The organism is Patescibacteria group bacterium, from assembly GCA_018900835.1.
Classification (GTDB): domain Bacteria; phylum Patescibacteriota; class Minisyncoccia; order Minisyncoccales; family PEYH01; genus PEYH01.
Genome location: JAHIFQ010000013.1, coordinates 1 through 18959 on the forward strand (window position 1 = coordinate 1; position 18959 = coordinate 18959).

Annotated in this window: 23 protein-coding genes and 2 pseudogenes; all 25 read right to left on the minus strand. The window is 37.3% G+C overall.

What is annotated here, in order from left to right:
• On the minus strand, positions 1 to 270 hold a 270-nt coding region (locus tag KJ562_02230; GenBank protein ID MBU3964513.1), incomplete at its 3' end, for an HIT domain-containing protein.
• Positions 271 to 282: 12 nt separating this feature from the next.
• Complete coding sequence (locus tag KJ562_02235) at positions 283 to 855, minus strand: elongation factor P (protein MBU3964514.1); 573 nt, start codon at positions 853 to 855, stop codon at positions 283 to 285.
• A gap of 5 nt (positions 856 to 860) precedes the next feature.
• Entirely contained in the window at positions 861 to 1997 is a 1137-nt protein-coding gene (gene mnmA, locus KJ562_02240) for a tRNA 2-thiouridine(34) synthase MnmA (GenBank protein ID MBU3964515.1), read from the minus strand.
• Positions 1966 to 2478 (minus strand): iron-sulfur cluster assembly scaffold protein, encoded by a 513-nt coding sequence (locus tag KJ562_02245; GenBank protein MBU3964516.1) that lies wholly within the window; start codon positions 2476 to 2478, stop codon positions 1966 to 1968. Before KJ562_02245 ends, mnmA begins: the two co-directional genes overlap by 32 nt.
• A 75-nt stretch (positions 2479 to 2553) precedes the next feature.
• Positions 2554 to 3447 (minus strand): annotated as a pseudogene (locus tag KJ562_02250) (hypothetical protein).
• A gap of 69 nt (positions 3448 to 3516) precedes the next feature.
• Positions 3517 to 3618: pseudogene (locus KJ562_02255) on the minus strand (iron-sulfur cluster assembly scaffold protein).
• A 5-nt stretch (positions 3619 to 3623) separates the two neighbouring features.
• Complete coding sequence (locus KJ562_02260) at positions 3624 to 4772, minus strand: cysteine desulfurase (protein ID MBU3964517.1); 1149 nt, start codon at positions 4770 to 4772, stop codon at positions 3624 to 3626.
• Between the two features lie 210 nt (positions 4773 to 4982).
• The gene (locus KJ562_02265) at positions 4983 to 5570 is read right to left on the minus strand and encodes a nucleoside-diphosphate kinase (GenBank protein ID MBU3964518.1); all 588 of its coding nucleotides are present in this window, start codon (positions 5568 to 5570) and stop codon (positions 4983 to 4985) included.
• Complete coding sequence (locus KJ562_02270; GenBank protein MBU3964519.1) at positions 5516 to 6388, minus strand: MBL fold metallo-hydrolase; 873 nt, start codon at positions 6386 to 6388, stop codon at positions 5516 to 5518. The genes KJ562_02265 and KJ562_02270 overlap by 55 nt, the downstream gene beginning before the upstream one ends.
• Positions 6389 to 6492: 104 nt before the next feature.
• A complete protein-coding gene (locus KJ562_02275; GenBank protein MBU3964520.1) occupies positions 6493 to 7254 on the minus strand; it encodes an SDR family oxidoreductase in 762 nt (253 codons plus the stop codon).
• Between the two features lie 135 nt (positions 7255 to 7389).
• Complete coding sequence (locus tag KJ562_02280; GenBank protein MBU3964521.1) at positions 7390 to 8607, minus strand: hypothetical protein; 1218 nt, start codon at positions 8605 to 8607, stop codon at positions 7390 to 7392.
• A gap of 6 nt (positions 8608 to 8613) precedes the next feature.
• Positions 8614 to 8814: a 4Fe-4S binding protein gene (locus tag KJ562_02285; GenBank protein ID MBU3964522.1), complete on the minus strand. Its 201-nt coding sequence runs from the start codon at positions 8812 to 8814 to the stop codon at positions 8614 to 8616.
• Positions 8815 to 8852: 38 nt separating this feature from the next.
• Positions 8853 to 9818: a sodium:calcium antiporter gene (locus KJ562_02290; GenBank protein MBU3964523.1), complete on the minus strand. Its 966-nt coding sequence runs from the start codon at positions 9816 to 9818 to the stop codon at positions 8853 to 8855.
• Positions 9819 to 9852: 34 nt separating this feature from the next.
• Entirely contained in the window at positions 9853 to 12474 is a 2622-nt protein-coding gene (locus tag KJ562_02295) for an HAD-IC family P-type ATPase (GenBank protein ID MBU3964524.1), read from the minus strand.
• 79 nt (positions 12475 to 12553) lie between these two features.
• Positions 12554 to 12991, minus strand: a complete 438-nt coding sequence (locus KJ562_02300) for a hypothetical protein (protein ID MBU3964525.1) — start codon at positions 12989 to 12991, stop codon at positions 12554 to 12556.
• Positions 12952 to 13176, minus strand: coding sequence for a hypothetical protein (locus KJ562_02305; protein ID MBU3964526.1), 225 nt, complete (start codon positions 13174 to 13176; stop codon positions 12952 to 12954). The genes KJ562_02300 and KJ562_02305 overlap by 40 nt, the downstream gene beginning before the upstream one ends.
• Positions 13177 to 13297: 121 nt before the next feature.
• On the minus strand, positions 13298 to 13558 hold the full coding sequence (locus KJ562_02310; GenBank protein ID MBU3964527.1) for an RNA-binding protein: 261 nt from the start codon (positions 13556 to 13558) through the stop codon (positions 13298 to 13300).
• Positions 13559 to 13676: 118 nt separating this feature from the next.
• Positions 13677 to 13952, minus strand: coding sequence for a DUF134 domain-containing protein (locus tag KJ562_02315; protein ID MBU3964528.1), 276 nt, complete (start codon positions 13950 to 13952; stop codon positions 13677 to 13679).
• 79 nt (positions 13953 to 14031) lie between these two features.
• A complete protein-coding gene (locus KJ562_02320) occupies positions 14032 to 14430 on the minus strand; it encodes a cupin domain-containing protein (protein ID MBU3964529.1) in 399 nt (132 codons plus the stop codon).
• Positions 14431 to 14528: 98 nt separating this feature from the next.
• Positions 14529 to 15269, minus strand: a complete 741-nt coding sequence (locus KJ562_02325; GenBank protein MBU3964530.1) for a nucleotidyl transferase AbiEii/AbiGii toxin family protein — start codon at positions 15267 to 15269, stop codon at positions 14529 to 14531.
• Positions 15266 to 15820, minus strand: coding sequence for a hypothetical protein (locus KJ562_02330; GenBank protein ID MBU3964531.1), 555 nt, complete (start codon positions 15818 to 15820; stop codon positions 15266 to 15268). The genes KJ562_02325 and KJ562_02330 overlap by 4 nt, the downstream gene beginning before the upstream one ends.
• Positions 15821 to 15949: 129 nt before the next feature.
• Entirely contained in the window at positions 15950 to 16522 is a 573-nt protein-coding gene (locus KJ562_02335; protein ID MBU3964532.1) for a nucleotidyl transferase AbiEii/AbiGii toxin family protein, read from the minus strand.
• 25 nt (positions 16523 to 16547) lie between these two features.
• A complete protein-coding gene (locus tag KJ562_02340) occupies positions 16548 to 16859 on the minus strand; it encodes a hypothetical protein (GenBank protein MBU3964533.1) in 312 nt (103 codons plus the stop codon).
• Positions 16860 to 17034: 175 nt separating this feature from the next.
• Positions 17035 to 18141 carry a PIG-L family deacetylase gene (locus KJ562_02345; GenBank protein ID MBU3964534.1) on the minus strand — a complete coding sequence of 369 codons (1107 nt, stop codon included), beginning with the start codon at positions 18139 to 18141 and terminating at the stop codon, positions 17035 to 17037.
• Positions 18142 to 18518: 377 nt separating this feature from the next.
• Positions 18519 to 18959: amylo-alpha-1,6-glucosidase (locus tag KJ562_02350; protein ID MBU3964535.1), on the minus strand; the 441-nt coding region annotated here is incomplete at its 5' end.

Consider the following 18959-nt stretch of genomic DNA (forward strand, 5'->3'; position numbering starts at 1 on the left):
CACTCGGTTGTTATTTTGCAAGATATTGATTCCTGCTGCTCCGAGTTTTTCTTTAACCAAAACAGATATCTTCTGCGCAGCCAAGATAATATCACTCAATGTCTCTGCGTCTGCCTCTAAAATATTGCGAATATGTTTTTTGGGCATAACAAGACAATGCCCTTGGCTCCAAGGATTGATATCCAAGAAAACATAAACCCCTTCATCTTCATATATTTTATACGAAGGAATTTCTCCTTTTATAATTTTACAAAAAATACAATCTTCCATTTTTAATAATTTTTAATGATTCTTCTCCACCCTCTCTGCATATTCGCCTGTTTGTGTGTTAACCCTAACAATATCCCCTTGCTCAATAAAAAGCGGTGCTTTGATTTCCGCTCCTGTTTCCAAAACCACAACCTTATTACCGCTTTGAGCGCTGTTGCCCTTAATGCTTGGCGGAGCTTCAGTAACCAAAAAATCCATTTTTATAGGTAAATCTATTCCTCTGATTTCATCATCAAAAACCATTGCCCTGACAATGGTTTCTTTCTTAAGAAATTTTTTCTCTTCTCCTAACATTGATTCTTCAAGCATTATTCTCTTGCTTGAATCTTCTGGGTCGCAGAACCAAAACTCATTGCGATGATTATAAGCATATTTGAGTTCGCGCCAATCAATGTCTGCTTCATCAAAAGAATCAAGCGGCTTAAAGACCTTGGAAATAACCTTTCCATTGATAAGATTTTTAATCTTGGACTGTAAACTACTCCCCCCTCTCCCCATATGTGTATGTTTGAATTCCAAAACCTGGTGCGGCTTGCCTTCAAAAATGAAAATAGTTCCTATTTTTAAATCGTTTATAGAAAGCATAATTTTTATTTCGTTAATTCTATTATTCCCCCGCCAAGACAAGTCCCTCCATCTGGCAAACTATAGAAAACAGCTATCTGCCCCGGAGCAACCGACTGTTGCGGAGCGTCAAAAATTAATCTCCAATCCGTTGAATTTCCTGAATCCTGACTCCTGCGAATGAGAGTGGCTTTTACTAATGGTTGCCTGAATCTTGTTCGAGTCAAAATCTTTGTTTTCCCTTTTGGCAATCTATCAGAAATAAAACTGACACCAGATAACCACAATTCTTTGGAAAAAAATCTTTTGTCATTCTTGTCTTTGCTTACTATCAAATTATTCTTCTCTATATCAAAATCAACCACCCAAAAAGGCCCGCCAGCTAAATTAATCCCCTTTCTCTGCCCTTTTGTATAAAAATGAAGTCCTTTGTGCTCTCCCAATAAAACGCCTTTTGTATCCAATATTTTTCCCGACTTAACTCCAATATTTTCTGTCAAAAAATCAGTTAAAGATTTTTCTCCGATAAAACACAAATCCTGACTCTGGCGAAGGGTATGTTTAATGCCTTGCTCCTCAGCAATCCGATAAGCTTCTTGCTTGGTCAAATCTCTTAAAGGGAAAACTATTTTAGAAACTTGTTCTTGGGAAAGAAGCGCTAAAAAATATGTCTGGTCTTTTTCCTTGTCCTTTGGGCTTTGCAGTTGAAACTCTCCGTCATTTTCTATTGTTCTAGCATAATGCCCAGTAGCCACATAATCTGCATTTTCCTCTTTAGCAAAATCTAAAAGCGCCTTTATTTTCACGCTTCTATTGCAAAACAAACAAGGACTTGGTGTTTGATTATTCTTAAGTGTTTCCAGAAAATAATCTATTACTGTTTTCTGGAATTGTTCAGAGGCATCAATAATAAAATACGGGACGCCAAATTTCTCACAAGTTTTTTTGGCTCGCTCCATACTGCATTCTGAACAGCACACATTTTCTTTAATCGCATTTTTTTCGTCTTGCCAGCAATTAAATTTTACAGTTGCCCCGATAACTTCAAAACCCTGTTTCTTGAGAAGAAACAGGGCAACCGAAGAATCAACTCCGCCAGACATTCCTAATATGACTTTTTTATTATTTCCTTTAACCATCTTTACTATGAAGCTTTTCCTCATTTTGTATCCAACCACTATACTTTTCTTCAATCTGTATCCTCTCTGCCTCTAATGTCTTGTGTCTTTTTATAAGATTATCAGGAATCGCTCTTTTGTTTTTTTGTAAAAAATCATAAATCGCTTCATGGAGCGCATCTATTGCCAAGACCGAACAATGGACCTTGATAGGAGGAAGGCCTCCCAGTTTATCCAAGACCTGGTCTTTAGTTATCTCAAGGGACTGTTCTATTGTTTTGCCCTTCACCAACTCTGTGATGATACTGCTTGAAGCCAACGCAGCTATACAGCCGAATGTCTCAAAACTTATATCCTTAATTATCTCATTCCCCTTCTTATCTTCTCTGATTTTAATATATAACCACATCACATCCCCACAATTATGAAGACACAATACAGGAGTTGTGAAAGATCTTGAGCTGTTAACCTCTAAATTCCAAACTGTCCCCCTATAGTTCTTGTACCCAATTCCCGTAATAGGCATTATCGCATAATCTCCGTCAATCCAGCTATCAACCCTAACTTTTTTTTGGTTTTTAAATGGAACATCCATAATCTTGCACAACTTCTCTAAAGAAGATCGCTGTCCTATGTGCACTCTAAAGCTTTTTCTATGCCTAAGACCACCTATCTCTTTTTCTTCTTCTTCATATACTGAAGGTATTATCCCTTGTCTTAATAAAAGCATCTTTAACTGCTGAGCAATTTGAAGGGAAATAGTAGAATAACTGGCTCTTGGATATTCCCTTTTAATATTCAAATAACCATCTCCGCGCCACATTCCTTGGATTAAACTGATCTGTTTCTTGGGGGGGAGCAACATCATGAAATGTGGAATATGCTTATCGGCAGCCCCTTTACCACAGAGATTCTTTAATAATTTAACAAATTCTACGCTATGAATAGCCACATAAGCCGTATTGCGAGTAGGATATTTTCTAACATAAGGCTTCAGGCCAAAAATATTCTTGGCTACATTACAGACATCATCTATATATTTAATTTCATTAATATTAAAAGCAAAGCTAGCTGCCTGTCTGCATGGCTCTTCTTGGATATATCCCTCCGCAAGATAATAACCAATTAATCTTAAAAAATCTGAGGATATTTTTATGGATTTGGGCAATGTTTGGCTCTTGAAATCATACTTCGCCTTTTTGAAGTTTATCTTAAGATGTTTTTGATCTTTTATTTCCTTTAAAATAGGATAGGCAATAAGATCCTTTTTCTCCAGTTCTTGAGCATGGTGCCAAGCCAAGCCCTTAATAAATCTTTTCTTATTTTTAGTAAAAGAAAAGTACCAAGTTTTGGGAATCTTGACCGCTAAAACCAAGTGGTCGCCAGTCAGGTATTGAACGCCTAATTTATTCTTGACAGCCAAAACTTTTCCTGAAAATTTACGTTTATAGACTGATTTAATTTCATGATATCGACCATCGTGTGAAAGCACCATGCTCTTGTTATGAACGGTACAAATAGGTTGTACTTTAAAATTAAGATGAACTGCTGTGGAAGGAACAACACAGGTTGGATTGCCGACCTTGCCAAGGCCGTCATAATCTTTTATCTTTCCATAGTTCCGTGGATTTCTAAATGTTTCAACAACTTTTTTTGAGTAAGCCATATGAATCAAAATGGAGAGATTCTCCTTAGTTTTCCAACAATTTCCGGAAGCTTAACCAGCAATTTTTTAATATCTTTCTCTGCATTAAAGCGGCTCAAGCTAAAACGAACAGTGCTGTTGACTTCTTGCGGCATCAGCCCGATTGCTATTAATGCTGGATTCGGTTCCAGTTTGTTTGAAGAACAGGCCGAGCCAGTGGCAACAAAAATTTTTTCTACATCCAAAAGCCCCACTATTGCCTCGCCTTCAACTCCGAAGAAAACGGCATTAACAATATTCGGCAACCCTCCTTCGTCTCTTGGGCCATTTATTTTCACTCTCGGAATTTTAATCAACTCTTCAATCAACATATTTTTCAGCCCTCTGATATTTTCAATGTGTTTCTTGTCTAAAGCGAGCTCTACTGCTTTTCCGAATCCAACAATGCCAGCAATATTTTCAGTTCCAGAACGGCTTCTTCTCTCCTGCCCTCCTCCATGCTGCCAAGCCATAATCTTTGTGCCTTTTCTAATATATAGCGCTCCTACTCCTTTTGGTCCATGAATTTTATGCGCGTTTAAAGTAATTAAATCAATCGCTTGTTTTCTGACATTTATCTCTGTTTTTGTATAGCTTTGGCACGCATCAGTATGAAAATATACATTATGTTTTTTACAGACATGCCCTAGCGCGCCTAAATCCTGGATTGTGCCAAACTCATTTTGACCGTGTATAATTGAAACCAAAATTGTCCTGTTATTAATCGCTCTATCTAAATCATCTGGGTTCACAAATCCATACTTATCTGTTTCTATATAAGTTATTTCAAAACCTTGTTCCTCAAGCCATTTATAGACCTCTAAAACAGATGGGTGTTCAATTTTGGTTGTGATAATATGATTGCCCCTATCTTTATTGGCAAAAGTAATCCCCTTGATAGCGAAATTATTTGATTCAGTCCCGCCGGATGTAAACACAATTTCGCTCAAGTCTGCTGATATTGAGTTTGCAATAATGCTCCTGGCCTCTTTAATCGCCTTTTTTGCATTTTCGCCAAGAGTATGAGGCGAAGAGGCATTGCCATATTGTCCTCCCAAAAACGGCAACATTGCCCTTAAAACAATGGGGTCAATTTTTGTGGTTGATGCGTTGTCTAAATAAATCTCTTTTATCATTTTTCTTTTGTTAGAAACCAATAGATCCTGCTCTTTTGCTCTGACTTTTTCCGGGTGTACGTTTAATGTGGGTGCCCGCAAGAATATCCCGAGGGACATTCAGATATAGGGCTCCCTTAGAAAAAGTAGTGCCGGAAAATCGTTCAGAACTAGAACAGGACCTGCTTTTATTATATCATTTCAACTACCTCTGTCAAATCCAGAAAAGCCCTACATTACATCGTCTTCAGCCCTTTTATAATCAAAAATTTCATCAGGCGCAAGCCAAAACTCTATTTCGTGCTTTGATTCTTCCGGTGTTTCTGAAGCATGGACTAAATTCCTTACCGAGCGCTTGTCTTTATTCGCTGCAGTGGAATCATCCACGGAAAAGTCGCCTCTAATAGTGCCCATATCTGCCTGCGCTGGCATAGTTGGACCCACTATTTTCCTCACCATATTGATAGCGTGAATTCCTTCTATGACCATCTTCACCATAGGGCCTGAAGTAAGAAAATCAATCAACCAGGTCCTGACTATTTTACCTATTTCCAAAGGATCTTCTGTCCCTAATTCTTCTTTAGCATCAATATTATACTCTTGATAATTTTTAAGAGTTTTTTCTCCTATCCGCCTTATCCATTGTTCGTCTTTTGGATAATGATTGTCTATCTGGTCTTTTGTCGCCAAAAACATTCTTAAAGCGATAATCTTCAACCCCCGTCTTTCAATGCGGGAAATAATTTCGCCAGCCAAACCTCTTTTTACCGCATCGGGCTTAATAATAAGAATGGTTCTTTCTCTTTTTGGATGAGACATATGTCTTTTTGTTTACTTGTTTGTAAGATATTTATACCAGAATCTTCTAATTTTGCCAAGACATCAGGAGAAGGGTGGTTGTAGGGATTATTCTCTCCAACTGAAATCACTGCCACGCTCGGATTAACTGCTTTTAAAAAATCATCAGAACTGGAATATTTGCTTCCATGATGAGCGATTTTCAAAATATCAGCGCTAATGGGCAGATTGTTTTCAATTAGCAAATCCTCTACTTGGCTTGAAATATCTCCGGTTAATAAAACCTTTTCCCCGTTGCTCTCCAATATTAAAACAATAGAAGTGTCGTTAGTATTACTAACTATTCTGCCCTCTAATTTTTCAAAAGGATATAATACATCTATATTTAGATATGTGGATATTTCAATATTTAAATCTTGTTTAGCAATCCAAATCTTCGCCCTCTCTTTTTCAATCACATTCAACCATTCTTGAAGCAAAGAACTGTCGCTGTCAACGCCTGTCCATAAAATATTTTTTACCTTGTATCTTTTTAAAACTTCTATTAATCCGAACAAATGGTCTTTGTCAGGATGAGTGAGGACAATCAAATCAATTGACCTGTCCCAAAAAGGCATTTTAGATTCTAATTTCTTGATAACAGAATTATCCGGTCCCCCATCAATTAAAACTTGCTGTCCTTGTGAGGCCATAATGAATATACTATCGCCCTGTCCCACATCAAAAAAACAAATCTCAAGTCCTTTATCTTTGCTGATATCCCAGGCAACTGCCCATGAAAAGATATTCAGCACAAAAAGGATTATTAAAATTGTCTTCTTGTTTATCTCCATTACCATATTGTATCCAAAATCCCTTAAAACTCAAAACCGCTGGGAGTTCCTCTAGCGGTTTTGGGTTTTTCTCGCCTATCAAAGCTTTAGTAAGGATCAGAGTTTTGATTTTAGCCGGCCAACCAACCGCCATCAATTACAACCATAGAACCCGTCATATATGAGGACTCGTCAGAGGCAAGAAAAACGACTAAATTAGAAACCTCTTCTGGTTTTGCAACTCTGCGCATTGGCACTTTGGCTAATATTGCCTCCATTGCTTTTGGGTCCTGCTTAATGGGGTCAATCATTGGGGTTTCAATCATACCCGGAGCAACAGCATTGACCCTGATGTTATAGGGGGCTAACTCTACTGCCAAGGCCTCTGTCATCGCCGCAATTCCCCCTTTTGAAGCGCAATAATGGACAATATTCGGAAAACCAACCCCAACCTGGCCCATAGCCACAGAAGCGATATTAATTATGACTCCTGATTTTTGTTTTGCCATCTCTTTGCCTACTGCTTGGGCGCATAAGAAATAGCCCTTCAGATTAATGTCTAAAGTTCTGTCCCACTCCTCTTCAGTCAATTCCAAAAATGGCTTGAATTGACAAATTCCAGCATTGTTCACCAAAATATCAATTTTGCCAAATTCTTTTATGGTCTTTGACACCATTTGGTCTATGTCTTTCTTATTAGTGACATCGCATTTAACTACTATTGCCTGGCCTCCTGCTTTCTTAATTTCTGCGACAACTTTTTCGCATTCCTTTAAATCAATATCGCTAACAACTACCCTTGCTCCTGCTTGCGCTAAAAGCAAAGAATGAGTTCTTCCCATTCCCCTTCTGGCGCCTGTAACTATTGCTACTTTTCCATTTAAATCAAACATATTAAATAGTGATTAATAATAAATGATTGCTGACTAACTACGATGTTATATGTTGGGATATGTTGGGATATGTTGGGGGCGGCCCCCAACATCGTTGTTAGAACGCCATTGTTGGGGGCGGCCCCCAACACTTGTTTAGAGGGAGCCCAATAATCCGGGCTTGAATATCATTATAACACCAAGAGCTAAAAGCACAATCGCTGAAACCAATTTTACGGCTTTAAGATATTTTTGCGAGATTCCTGTGATTTTTAGAGTGAAAACCGCTATCAAAAAGATAATAAAGTCATCAAGCATATAGAAAAGGATATAAATCAGAATATAGGCATAGCGAGAAAAAATAGATAAGTTTAAATCGCTCAAAATATTGGTAAATGCCAAAGGAAAACCAAAAGAACAAACCAATTCCACGGAATTCACTCCAACTGCTACTGCCACGACCCCCAATAGCAAAACAGGAAGAGAGCTCTCGCTTGAAACAATCTTTTTCATCGTGTCTAAAAGCTTTTTCTGGGCGCGGGTGAAAATCTTTCTTTTGGCTGGCTTGATTTCGCAAAGTTTGCACACTACTCCATATATGTAATCCTTTAACAGGAAAATAGAAAAAACTATTATAACAACGCCCACAAGAGTCGTGATTAACTGAATATGCTTGGAAACAAGCAATAAATTGAGCCATGCAGAGATGAAAAGAAAATAAACAATGCCTGATACTAAAATAAAAGTTCCTCCGATTATTATCAATCTTTTCCTGACGCCAGTTGCGACCAAAACAGCTAAAAGAAATCCGAGCGCAACCATGGCGCAAGCATTAAATCCGTCTAATGCGCCAAGAACTATCGCCAATGGCAATGGCGACAATTTAGACGGATAAATCTCCCAACCAAAAATAGGAATTATTATCGGTTTTTCATTAATAACAGAATGGCCGTCTTCGCCATTCATCAAAGAAATAATATAATCCTCAATTTCCTTGCCAGTGGTTTCATCGTCCGTATATCCCAAAAAATATTTATCTTTGACAAAACTTATTGGCACAAATCCTTGAACGCTTTGAGGCACTTTGTATCTATTATAAAGGTCGGCTAATAGTTGATAATTTTTGCTGTCAGAAATGAGGAATTCATTGGCAGTAAAATTAGAATATTTCTCCTCCAATTTTTCAAGGAATGCCTTTTCATCTGCGCAATGGATACAGGTCTCGCTATAAAAAACAGTCATCTCTATGCTCTCCTGTATTGTCTCGGCAAAAACTCTTTTTTCTGGAAGAGAAATAAAGCTAATAAAACCAAAAACAGCAACAAAAATACTTGCTATGAGAATTTTATTAATCTTATTATTTTGTGAAAACATACAAAATTATTTTTTTATTTTATCTCCCTCCATTTCTTCTATCGCGCCAAAGGGACAAACTTTTGCCCCTCCACATTCTTCTAATTTTTCCTGGTCAATTATTTTTGCCTTCATATCATCTCCTAATTCGGTTGCTTTGTCGCATGACTGAACACAGGTTCCGCAACCAATACATCTATCTTTGTTTATTTTGAATTTTTTAGCCATATGGATACATATTAAAGATTAAAACTAAAATCTGCAAGTTATTTCAAGAAAAACTGAACCACAAAAAACAGCGCATATAGCAACAAAAGAAATTTTGCTTCCTTTTTGCTGATTTCATTTTTTGTTTTGGCAAAAATCAGAAAAATCAACACCACTAATCCAGTAAAGATGAACCCATCTATATATAGTGGCAAAGAATAAACGCGGAAAGGAGAAATTAGAGCAACTATTCCTAAAACCAAAGTGGAATTAATAATAACAGAACCAAAAACATTACCAAGAACCAATTCCTTTTCTTTCATAAGGGCTGACCTAATCCCAAAACTCACTTCTGGCAAAGAGGTGCCTAACGCAACGCCCAAAACGCCTATCAAAACAAGCGGGACATGAAAGGTAAGCGCTAACCTGCCTGCGGAAAAAACCATCAATTCAGCGCTCAAAATCATTAATGAAATGCCTGAAAGGAAAATAATCAGGTTCTTGAAAAAGGCCCGAAACTCCTCGCCTATATCCTCTGTACCATCTAAAAATCGTTCCCTCACCTGCCTCTGGTTCAAAATTAATTCCCGCAAATAAAATATCATTGCCAAAATAAGAATTACCCCATCGCCACGAGAAATTTCTCCATCTACTATTAAAAGCAAAGGCAATAAAGCATATAAAGCCGCGAACATCATTGACTTGTTAAGCGCCTTATCTTTGAGCTTAAGCTTCCCGCCCAAAAGAACCGCAATTCCAATCACCAATGTCAATAAAATAATATTCGCGCCGATAACATTGCCAAAAGATAATTCTGATTTTCTCGTCGCTGCTGAAGTGATTCCAACAAAAAGCTCTGGCATAGAACTTAAAAATCCCATCAAAACCGTGGCAACAATAAACTTTTTCCATCTCAAAAATTTGGCAATTTTCAATAAACTGCTCACTGTCCATGTTCCTGCTTTGGCTAAAATTGCGCCAGCAACTATGAAAAATAAAATGTATATTACGAAATGTATCTGCATATCAATAATTAATTAATTAATAATTACTGGTTAATTATTTCTCTGTCTGATGGCGAACAATAAAATAATGTTTCACTGCTTCAATAAGCAACAACTCTATAATCCCCAAGCTTGCCAAAATATACCAGTCCGCAATGTGGAGCGGAATTGTGCCCAAGAGATGATTCAACGCAGGCAGATGAACTGCCCCTATTAAAGCCACCATTCCAAAAATCCACCCACCGATTAAAACCTTATTAGAGAATATATTAATATGAAACAGTCCTTTTCTCAAGCTCTTGCAGGAAAATACATAGATAAGCGAATCAATGGCCAACGCCGCAAAAATCATAGTTCTTATGTATCTTATATCCAGCCCCTTCAAACAAAACCAGGCAAAAAGGCCTAAAAGCATCAAGTCAGTTATTATCCCTATTGTGAAAATTATTATTTTCATTTCTTTGGTGAGCAATTTTACCTTATGCCCCCTGGGCTTCATTTTCATTAAATCGTTTTCTTTCGGCTCAAAAGCAAGCGCTATGCTCGGGGGTCCGTCTTCTATTAAATTAATCCACAATATCTGCACTGCCGTAAGCGGCAAAAACCATACCTGGCCATATAATTTAGCTATTAACATACTACCCCCTATCAAAATCACTTCAGTAAAACTATCTGTCAAAAGATATGTGATAACCTTCCTTATATTATCCAATATAGCCCTGCCCTCCTCTATGGCATAAACAATAACGCTAAAGCTGTTGTTTAAAAGCACCAAATCAGATGTTTCTTTCGCCACACTGGTTCCAGACCCAAGAGCAACTCCAATATCTGCTTGTTTCAAGGCAGGCGCGTCATTGATGCCGTCCCCTGTCATTGCTACCACCTCTCCTCTCTCTTGCCAGGCCCGGACTATTCTCATTTTGTGCTCTGGCTCAACCCTGGCATAAATTTGTATATCCTTGACTCTTTTTTTGAACTCCTCGTCCGACAATGCGCTTAATTCTCCTCCCTCAATAACGCTTTTTTTAGAAATTTTAAACCCTAATTGTTTTGCTATGCTCTCGGCAGTCAAACGATGGTCTCCTGTAACCATAATGATTTTCATTCCTGCTTGTCTGCAGATTTTTATAGATTTTTTAGCGTCTTTTCTTAATGGGTCTGAAAGTCCCAAAAAAGAAACAATTTCCAGATTTTTGAATTCTGAATTAACAATAGTGTCTTGAATAATCTTTTTCTTTGCAAAACAAATCACTCTAAATCCTTGCCTCGTAAGCTCTTCCAATTTTTTCTCCCATTTCTTTTTAGTGCTCTCATCTAAATTAGACATTGCCAATAAATTTTCAGGCGCGCCAGAAACAAAAAGAAAATTATTATTTCCTTTTTTATGAAGAGTGGCTAAAAATTTCTTCTTATTATCAAAAGGAAGCTCATCTATCTTAACCAATTCTTGTTCAACTGCTTGTTTTGAAATACCTGATTCAAGACCGAATAATAGTATGGCTCTGTCTGTAGGCCCTCCCCTTACCACCCAGTCCTTCTTCTCGTCCTGGATGTTTTCTATGAACGCCTCGTTGCAAACCATGGCTATCTTATATATAGAATCGTTAATCAAATTCCGACTTGAAGCGTTTAATATCTTTTGACCGTCAAATATCTTGCTCACGCTGATTTTTCCTTCTGTAAGAGTGGCCGTTTTATCTGTGCAAATAACAGAAGTGCTGCCGAGCGTTTCCGCAGCCACTAATTTTCTTGCCAGTCCTTTTTTCTTAAAGATTCTTTGCATCCCAAGCGCCAAGATAACTGTCATCGCTACTGGGAGCCCTTCTGGAACAGCTGCCACAGCCATAGCAATTGAAGTGGTAAACATTTCTATGAAATCTTCGCCTGTTAAAATCCCTTCAAAGAAAATGACTAAAGTGATGAGCCCGATGGCAATCCCTATTATCTTTGAAAAATGGGTTAATTTCACTTGATAAGGGGTCTTTCCCTCTTTTATGCTTTGCAAGCTAATGGCGATTTTCCCAATTTCCGTGCCCACCCCGATTTCTGTCGTCACTATAGTTGCTTTTCCTTCTTCTACTATGGTCCCCATATAGACCATATTATCTCTATCTGCCAATGGAACATCTTCTTTCAATAATTGAACTGATTTCTCGCTTGATAGCGATTCTCCGGTCAGAGCCATTTCATTTACTTTGAAATTATGGGATTCTATAATCCGTCCATCAGCTGGGACTTTATCCCCAGCTTGTAAAATAAAAATATCGCCTGGCACGATTTCAGACAAATCAATCATTTTAATACTCCCTTGCCTTAAAACCCTTGCCTGTTCTTTAATCGCTTTTTTAAGTTCAAAAAGGGCCCTGGAGGCCTTGTATTCCTGAACAAATCCCACAAAAGTATTTAATATCACAGCCCCAAATATCACTGCGCTATCCGTATAATCGCCAATAAATAAAACCACTACTCCGGCGATAAACAGGATGTAGATTAATGGACTGCGGAACTGGCTCAAAAAAATCTTAAGCCGAGGAGCTGGTCTCTCTTTTGGCAAAGAATTTTTCCCAAACTCAATTTGGCGCTCAAGCGCCTCGCTATGCCTCAACCCTCCATTAACATTACTCCCAAAGATATTAATCGTCTCTTGTGGAGACAAATTATGCCATTTGGCAATCATATTATTATTTTAGCGAAAAATCAGCTTAGTTTCAAATTAAAAACAACCGCAAGCGGTTGTTTTTAATCTTGGATATGTTTTATTTAATAACCATTAATTCTTTTGTTTTCTTTTTATCGTGTTCTGCTAAGAAGAAAAGGAGTGATGAAACAATAAACGGACCTCCCACCATCGCGGATACTAATATCCTGTTGGCTCTTGCTGTGGCAACAACGAATAATACTAAAAATAATCCGGAGATAAAGAGCAGAATCGCGCCCAATTTTTGCCATCGCCAGACAATCAAACTGCTGATACCAGCGAAAATGAAAAGGCCAGCGAGTATAAATCCCTCAATCCTTATTTTATTTCCTATCTGTTCTGTGGCTTCAAACACTCCCTCGCCTATTACAAATATCAAAAAAAACAGAGCTGACACAATGCAAATCAAACGCGCTAACCAAATTATTATCTTTCTTATGTTCATTGCTTTGTGAATTATAATTTCTTTGCTTTCTCTGCCACTTTCCCTATCCAAATCGTTGCGACGATAGCAATAATCGTAACAACTATCGCATAGACCAACATAGACAAAATGCCGTCTGCTGTGCCAAAGACCTTTTTGAAAATTGCCTGAATTGTTCCGTTCCAGGCAAGCGCAGCAACGAGCCCAAAAGCAGCTGTAATGAGAGCGGAAAGTTTTTCTACTATTTCTACTTTCATATATTTCTGAAAATTATTTATTATTGGTCAAAAATAATTCTTGTCTATTATAACACAAAATCCTCAAACAAAACAAAAAGCCCGTAGGGGCTTTTTGTTTTGTTTGAATACTGTAAAAGAATTAAAAATCTTTCTTCATCGGCCTGGCCTCGTCAACAACGATATTTCTGCCAGAGAACTCTTTGCCATTAAACATTTCAATGGCTTTCTTGGCTTCATCATCGGTTGACATCTCTACAAAACCGAAGCCCTTTGACCTACCAGAGATTTTGTCTGCTATGATGGTCGCAGAAGCTACAGAGCCAGCTTCAGAGAAAAAATTCTTTAGAGCATCCTCGGTTGTCTCGTAAGGGAGATTACCGATATATAGCTTGTTGCTCATCTATTTTTCTATTTTTTCTTCATTGCTTATTTTTCGACCTATTAAAAATCACTATAAACCAAAATCAAAAATCTGTCAAATTATCTAAGCCCAAATTGTTTATCAATGATTCCTATGGTTATTTTATTATCCTTATGGCTTTTCCATTTATCAATGATTCCGTAATTTTTTTATAGGCAGAAGATAAAATTCTCTGAAATGTGCTCTGGGAGGTATTCATTAATTTGGCGCATTGAACCTGAACTAACCCTTTTATATTCCTTAATCTCAACGCCTCCACTTCTTCGGCAGTTAATTCAATGACTTCCAAATTCCTCATAGGCACACCTTGTGGCTTGAAATAAGTAATGTGCGGATTAAATCTTATTCTTCTGCAACCTCTTGGTCTTACCATATTAATATAATTATACTATTTTTTCCTAAAAAGGCCTCCCCCCGCCCAATGCAGGTTTTTTAAATTTAATCTATTTTATCTACTCGCTGGTAATACCGTCAAATTCCGCCTCATTGCTCTCCGCTTCCTCTTTGGTCGCGCGAATAATTCCATCTTTGTGATGAGCTGGCGAATAAATGGTATATAGATTCAACTCTTCGGAGTCAGAAATATTGATTATATTGTGCTGGGCTCCAGCTGGCACAACTATAGCAGACCCGTCAGTTACCTCGTATTCATTTCCATCAATAATACATTTACCCTGACCCTTCTCAAACCGGAAAAATTGGTCATTGTCTGGATGGACTTCCATTCCAATCTCCTCTTTTGGTTTCAAGCTCATTAAAACCAATTGGCTATGCTTTCCAGTATAAAGCACTTTGCGAAAATTATTGTTTTCCAAAGTATCTTTTTCAATATTTGAATTAAATCCCTTCATAATTCTTTTAAAAAATTAATTATTCCCACAACCTCCGACCATATTTACTATACTTTACTATACCAAAAAATCTCTCATATTCAAAATTGATCAAAAAATCATTTTTTATTCAAATGCCTTATCTCATCTTCAATCAACATCAAGGTTTCTGTTTTTAATGTTTGTCTAATGCTGTTAAATTGTTTCTGAGATAAAAGAAAATTCAAATCTTGATTAATTATTTTTTGAGTAATTTTTTTACTAATAAATATTTTAAGTTCCTGCAAATAAGCAAGGGCTGATTTGTTTGTCCTCTCTCTAATGATTTCTTTCCCGTAGTCAAACCCATGAGAAAGAAAAAAATGGATGTCGTACACATCACGACCAGCAATAGTTTTTCTTTTTTTATATCTATCTGTTATGGCTACTAATTTGTTAGCGACAATACTTTCCCTTGTCTGACAAATAGCCATTCTGTCGATGTCTTTCAAATATTGATGCTGGTAATTAATTGTTTTAAAAGAGCTGTCAAGAATCTCTAATTTAATAGTGTTTCTTTGGCCTTCGGCCGCCTCATATAAAAGAAAAAACTGCAAAGCATTTTTGCTCTCATCTTTAATTTTCAAGTTTAAATCATCAAAAATTTTATGAAGCTTCTTCCTAAGTTTATTTTTATTAGACCCATTTTTTAAATCAAAATCCAAGTCAACTGAAAACCTATCTAAAAAACCCAACATTGCTGAACAGGTTCCGCCTTTAAAAAAAATACTTGAAGCTATCTCTGGGTCGTCCAGCAACCTTATCAAAAGACGATACAATTGAGCTTTATAATATGCCCTTTGTTGACTAATATTAATCATATATAACCAATTTCTTTTTGAATACTTTTAACTTTTGGCCAATCAATTAAATTGAAAGCATCAAAATGATAATTGGGGTTAAAATAAAGCAAATCAGCCACTGCCCTTTCTGGACTGGCTTGGCTTATGCCATTTTTTTCTACAATACCTGTTTTATTGAACAGAAACTTATCTTTTACTTGTCTTGATATATAACAAATATTATTTACCTCAAACCTTTTAGATTTGTCAGAAATCAAAGTGAAACAAGGAATGTCTTGAGATATAATGCCGTGCTCGCTCAAAATAGTTTCTGTTGAAATATAGGCGAAAGAATGCAAGAAGCTAATGCCTAATTGGGCTCTATTTACTTGATTTAAGGGCACTTTACTATAAAATCCCTTTTGAATTCTAATCAACACTCCTTTTTGAACATATCTTTTAATGGTAGTGTAAAGAGTGTTCTTATTCTTGATACCCCAAAGCAAAAACAAATCTTTTGTATGGAAAAGATTATTCGGACTTTTTAAAAGTAAATCCAGTTTATTTTGTTTTAAGTTCTGTTGTTTCATACTGTACATTTTAGTACAGCATAGCAAAACGCACTTGTTTTGTCAAATGCGAAAATAGGGTCAGCTCTATTTTTTCTTAGGTCTTCCTTTTTTTAATAAGCCAACTTTTAAATTTATTACAAAAAAAATTCATCTAAATCGCAATTTCTTAACTTCTTTTTCTAAAAAACTTTTAATATCTTTGCGAGAGGGCTTGTCTGCCGTAAGCTCCATTGTAAAATCTTGTATATCTTCAAAATAGATGAGTTGAGATAAAAATAATTTTTCAGAAAAGGAGTCGCCAAATTTCTTTTTACTAAGTTCAATAATCTCAGACAAAGAAAGGCCTTTCCTGATAATAAAATATAAATCAACATAGTCGCGCCACTCGCCCCTTCTGCCGACAGTATGAGCTTTATCTAAAGCAATATCCTTCCAAGAAAAAATATCTAAATGAGGAGTTTTAATTTTTTCGTAGAGATTGCGATATGGATAATAGATAAAGCTAACTTTTACATTTTGAGGCATCGCTGTGAAGCTGAATTCATCACCGGTCTGAGCTATAAGTTCAAAATTTCCAAAAACCTTTTTTACTTTATAAACAAATCCCTTAGAAAGCGTTTTGGATAAAAAGACATCAAAATCATATGATTTTCTATGACCAATCTGGAGAGCTAAAGCAGTGCCTCCTCCAAGAACTCCGTGCTCACAAAATTGACTCAAAATCTTAAAGATTTTAGCCTGATTTTCACTCAATAGATCGAGATAAAGTTTTGACATACCTATTTTTTGGTAATTCTTTATTATTGAAATCTAAAACAAAATTCTTAATGAAATTAAAAACTGCCGCAGTATAAACTTTCTTAGGATTTTCTAAAAATATTTTTGCTATCTCTTCCCCGCTATATTGCTTAAATAACCACTTAATTTGTTTCAAGCTTCCAAAACTTAAAACTTGATGGATGATGTAAATCTTATCTCTTTCCAGGCTAAGCTTTGATATCGGCTTTGACCAAAGAATGCCCTGAAATTCATCGAGATTTGTAATCTCTATTTTCATAATTTTATTATACCATATTTTTAACAAAACAAAAAATCCTAAAATAACGAAAATATGGTCAGCTCTATTTTTTCTCTATATCAAGAAATTGTTCAAATAGCGATTCTTGTTTCCCGACAATTCTAATGCGTCTGGACAAGAAAAAAAGCTCCCCTGCTGAAAACACAGGGGAGGGTTAGTCATCCGGGAGCAAGAACAGTTCGTTCTGCCGGACAAAGCCGAAAAGGAGATTCCTCAGGTAAGAATTGCGGAGTTGGCTGCGATATTGCAGAATTGCTTCCTGTTTGACATCCATGATTTCCCCAGAAAGCATAAATCTTCTCCAATTTTGGCCAATGACAATCATGCGAAGAGACGGCAAGAGATATCCATCCGGAACCAGCCCCCTAGGATTAGGGAAATGATTATCGTGGATGAAATATTGATAGAGCGTGATATCCGTCTCTTCTGCTATCGATGCAACAAGTACTCCTGTGATTTTGTGGTCAATATGCAAATCCTCGGGGTGTGGCGCGATAATAATATCTGGCTGGATTTGAAGAACGATTTCAACGAACCGTGCCCTAATTTCATTCTGGTCCTGGTTTTTTAGAAGACCATCCGCATAGCCGAGAAAAAATAGATTTTCCTCTGGCACACCCAAGATGTTAACGGCCTCCCTAAACTCTTGATAACGCTGGAGCTCCATTCCCTTATTGTTGCCATCAGTGACTAGAACAACCCAAACAGATGCCCCTGACTCTATGCTCGCAGCAATGTATCCCCCAACACCGATAGTCTCATCGTCAGGATGGGGCGTAAAAACGAGAATCCTCTCCCCTGTGGCAGGCATCTGAAGTTCGCCGATGATATGAATTACAGCTTGGGGCAGGGACTCGAAATACCAGCTGTAGAAAACCCACGAGACGAGTAATATTCCCAAAGGTAAAAGAAAAATCGCTATCTTTCTCCTTTTTCTACTCCGCCTAGGCGAAGAAGGAATATCCGACTGTCTGTTCTGGGGCTTCCATATGCGGACTATGTTCTTTCCAATAGACAGAAGAGTAAACACTGTTCCAGATGCTGCCAGGATAAGACACGCAGACAGCAACCCTTCTCTTGGATTATCGTTGGCCACCTTGAGGATACAAACCAGCCCAAGGACTATGAGCGCCACTAAGAAAACTCTCCATAGCCAACGGCCCATTCCGATTAGAGATGTCCTTCTTTTTTTCAGCCATTTCCCAATCATGAATTTTGAAATGTGCATTTTCCCTCCTTGTGGAAACGTATTGACTTTCAATTTATTATAAGACTTTTTCAGAATTTGTCAAAAAAACTGCCTTTCGGCAGTTCTGACACTCCTAAGTCGCCCGAAAAGGATATACCTCTCGGTTGGGAATGCTCCGTATCGTGAACAATGCCGTAGGTCCTGAATGCAATGAAGGGTTAGAACTAAAATACAGCAGTCAAATGGATTTTATATACCTGATTTGAGGACAAAAACTATAAAAATATAGTTTACCCTACCCCGCTACTCACTATATATTGAAGAAAGAATCAGAAACGTCCCTATTTTTGGCTATTTTTGGTCGGCATCTCATATGTTTTATTTACTGCTTCGATCATACCTCGACGCCGGTTTTTCTGATTATCCAACTTCCTCGGATGTGGAGTTTTTCATGTTTTTAAAATGAAATTTAATAGCGCGCCGCTTGCCCATGCCTGAGGAGAACAGGCAACCGCAATTCTCTCAATTCTACCATCGTCTACCGTATAAAGTTCCGGTATTTCCCCTAGCGAATTATAAGCGTTGAGAAGCGCTTGTCTTATCTTTTCATATTCTCGATCATGTCCATATTTTTTAAGACCTTGAGCAATGATCCAATTGTCATGAGGCCAGATAGAACCAAGATGATAACTCATGAGATTGAAATCGGGATTAGATGCGGCATGTGTGCGGATACCGTACGGCGTCCACATATCTTCCTGGAAAAGCCGATCCGCCACAGCTTTAATTTTATCATTTTCACCATCAAGAATGCCAGTAAAAAGTAAATGTCCGGGATTGGAAGCAATTCTTGTATCGGGAATTTTTGTTTTTGGCAAAGCGGTAGCAAA

What these genes read in the sequence shown, in the direction of transcription:
- KJ562_02235 (MBU3964514.1), bottom strand. Translation starts at nt 855, where the DNA reads ATGCTTTCTATAAACGATTTAAAAATAGGAACTATTTTCATTTTTGAA.
- mnmA (MBU3964515.1), bottom strand. Translation starts at nt 1,997, where the DNA reads ATGAGGAAAAGCTTCATAGTAAAGATGGTTAAAGGAAATAATAAAAAA.
- KJ562_02245 (MBU3964516.1), bottom strand. Translation starts at nt 2,478, where the DNA reads ATGCCTATTACGGGAATTGGGTACAAGAACTATAGGGGGACAGTTTGG.
- KJ562_02260 (MBU3964517.1), bottom strand. Translation starts at nt 4,772, where the DNA reads ATGATAAAAGAGATTTATTTAGACAACGCATCAACCACAAAAATTGAC.
- KJ562_02265 (MBU3964518.1), bottom strand. Translation starts at nt 5,570, where the DNA reads ATGTCTCATCCAAAAAGAGAAAGAACCATTCTTATTATTAAGCCCGAT.
- KJ562_02270 (MBU3964519.1), bottom strand. Translation starts at nt 6,388, where the DNA reads ATGGTAATGGAGATAAACAAGAAGACAATTTTAATAATCCTTTTTGTG.
- KJ562_02275 (MBU3964520.1), bottom strand. Translation starts at nt 7,254, where the DNA reads ATGTTTGATTTAAATGGAAAAGTAGCAATAGTTACAGGCGCCAGAAGG.
- KJ562_02280 (MBU3964521.1), bottom strand. Translation starts at nt 8,607, where the DNA reads ATGTTTTCACAAAATAATAAGATTAATAAAATTCTCATAGCAAGTATT.
- KJ562_02285 (MBU3964522.1), bottom strand. Translation starts at nt 8,814, where the DNA reads ATGGCTAAAAAATTCAAAATAAACAAAGATAGATGTATTGGTTGCGGA.
- KJ562_02290 (MBU3964523.1), bottom strand. Translation starts at nt 9,818, where the DNA reads ATGCAGATACATTTCGTAATATACATTTTATTTTTCATAGTTGCTGGC.
- KJ562_02295 (MBU3964524.1), bottom strand. Translation starts at nt 12,474, where the DNA reads ATGATTGCCAAATGGCATAATTTGTCTCCACAAGAGACGATTAATATC.
- KJ562_02305 (MBU3964526.1), bottom strand. Translation starts at nt 13,176, where the DNA reads ATGAAAGTAGAAATAGTAGAAAAACTTTCCGCTCTCATTACAGCTGCT.
- KJ562_02310 (MBU3964527.1), bottom strand. Translation starts at nt 13,558, where the DNA reads ATGAGCAACAAGCTATATATCGGTAATCTCCCTTACGAGACAACCGAG.
- KJ562_02315 (MBU3964528.1), bottom strand. Translation starts at nt 13,952, where the DNA reads ATGGTAAGACCAAGAGGTTGCAGAAGAATAAGATTTAATCCGCACATT.
- KJ562_02320 (MBU3964529.1), bottom strand. Translation starts at nt 14,430, where the DNA reads ATGAAGGGATTTAATTCAAATATTGAAAAAGATACTTTGGAAAACAAT.
- KJ562_02325 (MBU3964530.1), bottom strand. Translation starts at nt 15,269, where the DNA reads ATGATTAATATTAGTCAACAAAGGGCATATTATAAAGCTCAATTGTAT.
- KJ562_02330 (MBU3964531.1), bottom strand. Translation starts at nt 15,820, where the DNA reads ATGAAACAACAGAACTTAAAACAAAATAAACTGGATTTACTTTTAAAA.
- KJ562_02340 (MBU3964533.1), bottom strand. Translation starts at nt 16,859, where the DNA reads ATGAAAATAGAGATTACAAATCTCGATGAATTTCAGGGCATTCTTTGG.